Below are 3,345 nucleotides of genomic sequence, written 5' to 3'. Positions count from 1 at the left end.
TCTGTGTCATTAAAGAAGAATACTCACTTGCAGTTTCTCTAAACAACTGTTCGGTAGTATTTTTAATTCTCTGATTACCTGTGAGTCATAGTTATATATAATGTAAAATGCATATTCTCACTATAAATTTTCTTTATAGCTGATTGAATTTAAAACAAACTTACCTTTACCCACAGACAAAATTGAAAAACCCTAATTTATCAAATTTATCTTTACCCACAAACAAAATTGAAAAACCCAAATTTGCACACCTAACATAAACTAAAGAATCAAACCTTATTGATGAAAACCGGAAACATTGCCTCTTTCCATAGCACCAAAGAGCTTAGCTTTAATGTCTGGGTAAGTTTTTTCAAGGTTTGCAATGTATTCTTTGGTATTTTGTCTTTCTGTAACACCATCGGCAGGACATTTGCTTTTTACTATCGGAAGATTTTCTCTTTTACAAGCATTGGCAACTTCGTTTTCCCATAGGTAAAGCATAGGTCTTATAAGGGTAATATCTTTTCTTGAAAGATATGTTACCGGACTAAAACAACCAATCTTGCCACCGTTAAATAGGTTAATAAGGAAAGTTTCAATTGCATCATCACCATGGTGACCTAAAGCAATTTTGTTACAACCGTTTTCTTTTGCACAGTTGTGAATAATTCCTCTCCTCATTCTGGCACATAGGGAACAAGGGTTAGGTTCTTTTCTGTCCTCAAAGATAATGTTGTATAAAGAAGTTTTCCTTATAATATATTCAACATTAATTTTTTCGCAAAGTTCTTTAATTGCTTGGTAGTTACCCGGTTTATTTTTAAAGTAAGGGTCAACAGTAATAGCTTTTACTGTAAATTTTTTAGGGTAAAAGTCCCTTAACCTTGCTAATGCACATAAAAGTACAAGACTATCCTTTCCACCGGATACACCAACTGCAATACAGTCATTTTCTTCAATCATATTGTATTTATCGATACAAGCTCTAAATTTTCCTAGTATCTTATCCATAACATTTATTATATACTATTGAAAATAAAAAAGAAATAGGGTATAATAAAAACACTTTGAAAAAAATAGGTGATTTTATGAAAAGAACAATAACACTAGTTGCTGCAATTTTAATGTTAGCATTATGTATTACAGGTTGTGCAACAACAACTCAGCAAAAAGATGTAAAGGTAAAACTATCTGATACTTTACAGACACTAAAAGATAAAATGGTAGATGAGGGTTATATTCCTAAGAAAGATGTTACTAATACAGAAATGTCCCCTGTAAAGCAGAAGGGTACTGATGGTAAAGAAAAGGAATATGGTGGCTACCTATCAGTCGGTGCAGTTGAAGGTGTAAGATATGCTTTCAAATACAACAATAGTGATGTAAATGTTGAACTTTATCGTTACGATAGTAAGAAGAATACAGACCTTTCTAAGAAAATTATTGATGAAGTTAAGAATCATGGTTACTTTACTTATGAAGGTACTGATGAAAAGGTTGATGCTACTTTAAGTGCTGATGATAATTTTCTACTTATCTATCAGGACTCTAGTACAGAAAAGAAGAATGAAAATAAAAAGGCAGATGCTGAAAAGTTCTTCAAAGAATACAAAGCAAAATGATTTACTTAACCTCTTAATGTTTATTGCATTGAGAGGTTTTTCTTTTACAATGCTTATTATTGTACTTTTAATATGCTGAAATTTCCATTGTATTAAATGATATATGATAGGCATAAAAGAAATTCTAACATAAATAATTATCGGTTATAAACATAATAAGACAAAAAGAAAGCCACTATCTAGCTGATAGTGGCTTATGTAGTTTATGGTTTATTCGTAAGGATTGTTGTTTAAATCGTTGTTGATTTGATTTTCAAGATTCATTTGATTGCTTAACTGCTGACTTGGATTATCAAAACCATCAAAATAAGCGTTGTTATCAACAGGCTGGTTTGGTACAGCAGTCTGTTGATTAGGGTTTGGTTGTTGATTTACAAAGTTCTGATTGTTATAATCTTGGTTGTTTTGATAAGGTTGATTAAAGTTTTGATTGTTGACGTTATTGTACTGACCATTGAAATTAGGATTGTACTGATTTTGGTTATACTGATTAAATTGATTGTAACCGTTATTGTAAGGGTTAAAGTCAGGTGTAGGAGGTACTGCTTTTGCCATTTTGTTGTAACCAAGAGCAATGATACCTTCAAGTACTAAAGCAAATACAGTGATAAAACCGGTGAAACCGGAAATAATAATGATAAGAGGAATATTCCTTGAAATAGCAATGAAAGGTAGTAGGTCTGATAAAGCAGTAATATCAGTTGCAAACTCATTACTGTTATATAGAACAAAACCAAAGAAAATAGTTCCCAGACATACTAATAAATTAATTGCAGCTTGGATAATAGAAAAAATACCGTAAACAGCACCTGATGGATATACTCTATCGCTAAACATACTTTTCTTAGCTGAACTGAAGAACTTAGCTTTAGCAATACTATAGATTAATGAAATAACAGAATTAATTAATAGTATAATTGAAACAACAATTAGTAAAGCTGAAACAAAGGACATCATTTCCTGTTCAGAACTAGTCATATCATCATAAGGTAATGCCATACCGATACCGAGTAAGAAAAATAGTCCGGAACAAATAATTGCAAGAGCTGAACCGACAATACCTAAAACTGCAAATACAAAGTTAACTGTAAAAACTGTGTCAGGTTTTCTATTAATATTATTACTTTTTGCAGAAAGGTAAATCCATAACCAAAGTGCAGCAGGTATAAGTGCTATAATTGAATCAATAATTACACTAGGAATGGATGATGCAACTGATAAAGATGAGAACTCATATAAATCAGCATCATGAGATACAGTAGCCAAAGTTCTCAAAAGGTCGTTAACTGCTCCAACGGCAAATATACCTAAAAAGCAAGAAATAAAAACGGTGACAGCCTTGCAGACAGTAAGAACTAATACAGATGGTTTTCTAAAATAGTTCTTAATGTGTTGAACATTGATTTGATTGTACATAAAAATCTCCTTTAAAAAATTTTTTCTATTTCTAAATATTTTTAGAATTTATCTTAATTATATATGATATTAGTTAATAAATCAACTATAATTGAAATTATATATTCTGTATATTGTAGTGCAATATAATATTAACCACAAGTTATAGTAATGTTAAAATTAATTTAAAAAAATTGGAATTTTTTTCAAAAAAGTGTTGACAAGAGGGGAAAAAAGGCATATAATAAAACACGTTCCGCTGAGGGAACGGAAAAACTTAAGAGAAATCGAGAGTAAGGAAGGAACTCAGAAGGAATAACGGACCTTGAAAATTAAACAACGAACA

3 protein-coding genes are annotated in these 3,345 nt (G+C 30.8%); 1 reads left to right on the top strand and 2 read right to left on the bottom strand.

Going from position 1 to position 3,345, the window contains the following annotated elements; genetic code table 11:
- Window positions 1–276: 276 nt before the first annotated feature.
- The gene (locus WMO18_RS10715; RefSeq protein ID WP_211147235.1) at window positions 277–993 is read right to left on the bottom strand and encodes a tRNA lysidine(34) synthetase; all 717 of its coding nucleotides are present in this window, start codon (window positions 991–993) and stop codon (window positions 277–279) included.
- 77 nt (window positions 994–1,070) lie between these two features.
- Between WMO18_RS10715 and WMO18_RS10710 the strand changes: the two genes are divergently transcribed.
- Window positions 1,071–1,604: a hypothetical protein gene (locus WMO18_RS10710; protein WP_211147234.1), complete on the top strand. Its 534-nt coding sequence runs from the start codon at window positions 1,071–1,073 to the stop codon at window positions 1,602–1,604.
- Between the two features lie 210 nt (window positions 1,605–1,814).
- On the opposite strand, the gene WMO18_RS10705 is transcribed toward WMO18_RS10710, so the two are convergent.
- Entirely contained in the window at window positions 1,815–3,020 is a 1,206-nt protein-coding gene (locus tag WMO18_RS10705; protein WP_211147233.1) for a hypothetical protein, read from the bottom strand.
- Window positions 3,021–3,345 lie beyond the last annotated feature (325 nt).

The organism is Ruminococcoides intestinihominis, assembly GCF_040096285.1.
GTDB classification, from domain to species: domain Bacteria; phylum Bacillota; class Clostridia; order Oscillospirales; family Acutalibacteraceae; genus Ruminococcoides; species Ruminococcoides intestinihominis.
Note: the sequence above shows the minus strand (reverse complement) of the source record. Positions and strands in the feature narration are given on the sequence as shown.

Bases quoted from the DNA above. Each gene is read 5' to 3' on its own strand.
- WMO18_RS10715 (WP_211147235.1), bottom strand. From the start codon at position 993: ATGGATAAGATACTAGGAAAATTTAGAGCTTGTATCGATAAATACAAT.
- WMO18_RS10710 (WP_211147234.1), top strand. From the start codon at position 1,071: ATGAAAAGAACAATAACACTAGTTGCTGCAATTTTAATGTTAGCATTA.
- WMO18_RS10705 (WP_211147233.1), bottom strand. From the start codon at position 3,020: ATGTACAATCAAATCAATGTTCAACACATTAAGAACTATTTTAGAAAA.